The 1,154-nt window shown below is 60.1% G+C and carries 1 protein-coding gene; it reads right to left on the minus strand.

Annotated elements, in window-relative coordinates; genetic code table 11:
• Positions 1-1,090 (minus strand): IS3 family transposase gene (locus HDG37_RS38750; RefSeq protein WP_184056879.1). Its coding sequence is split into 2 segments (ribosomal slippage), with 1,091 coding nucleotides annotated over them: positions 1-835 and positions 835-1,090; the frame shifts between segments, so codons are not numbered across the junction. This gene is flagged as partial in the annotation.
• Positions 1,091-1,154: the final 64 nt, after the last annotated feature.

The raw sequence follows: 1,154 nt of genomic DNA on the forward strand, positions 1-1,154 counted from the left end.
TAAAAGCCAAGCCAGTCGACGATTTCATCCATTGCCGCACGCCGGGTCGCAAAGTGCCGGCCATGCAGGCGTGCAACTTTCAACGAACCCCACAGGCTTTCGGTCGGTGCATTGTCCCAGCAGTCGCCGCGCCGACTCATCGACGAGCGCATGCCGTAGGCCTTCAGCGTGTCCTGGAACAGCCCGCTGCAATACTGGCTACCCCGGTCGCTATGGACGATGACGCCAGCCTCTGGACGGCGCCGGAACCACGCCATACGCAGCGCATCGGTGACCAGTTCCGCTTTCATGTGTGGCTGCATCGACCAGCCCACCACCTGCCTGCTGAACAGGTCAATGATGACCGCCAGATAAACCCAGCCTTCAGCCGTCGCACAGTACGTGATGTCGCTCGTCCAGACCTGGTTCGGCGCCGTTGCTGTGAAGTTACGCTCCAACAAGTTCGGCGCCACCGGCAGGTTGTGATTCGAGTTCGGCGTCGCGATGTACTTGCGCTTGTGTCGGGCACGGATGCCATGCTGCGCCATCAGCTTGCGAACACGCTCCTTGCCCACGCGCACGCCGCGCGCAACGAGCTCTTTCCACATGCGCGGCCAGCCATATTCGCCCTTGACCTGCACGTGAATTGCCTTGATGTGCGCGAGCAGGGCATCGTTGCTGATACGGCATCTGTGCGGCTTGTCATCACCGCTGCGCTGCTGACGCTGATGATATCCACTGGGACTGATTCCCAGTACTTCGCACAGCATCGAGACTGGCCAGTGGCGTCGATTCCGGTCGATGAACGCGCACTTCACATCAATTCCTTTGCGAAGTACGCCGCCGCTTTTTTTGTGATGTCGAGCTCCATCTTCAGGCGAGACACTTCCGCCCTCAACCGCGCCAGTTCCATCTGCTCGGGACTGACCGGCTTCGCCCCGGCTCCGACCAGTTTGCCTTCCCTGTCCGCCTTGACCCAGTTGTGAAGGGTCTGCTGCACCACGCCCAGCGTCGCCGACACCGCAGCCAAACTCTGGCCGTTCTTTACCAGTCGGACCGCTTCCAGTTTAAATTCGAGCGTGTACTGCGCCCGCTTTGCCTTGACCGTCATCGTTTCCTCTCCTTGCTTGAGCTTACACACTCAGCAAGGGATTCGTTTTTCGGGGGCAAGCTCA

It is taken from the genome of Paraburkholderia sp. MM5384-R2 (genome assembly GCF_014201025.1).
Taxonomy (GTDB): Bacteria; Pseudomonadota; Gammaproteobacteria; order Burkholderiales; family Burkholderiaceae; genus Paraburkholderia; species Paraburkholderia tuberum.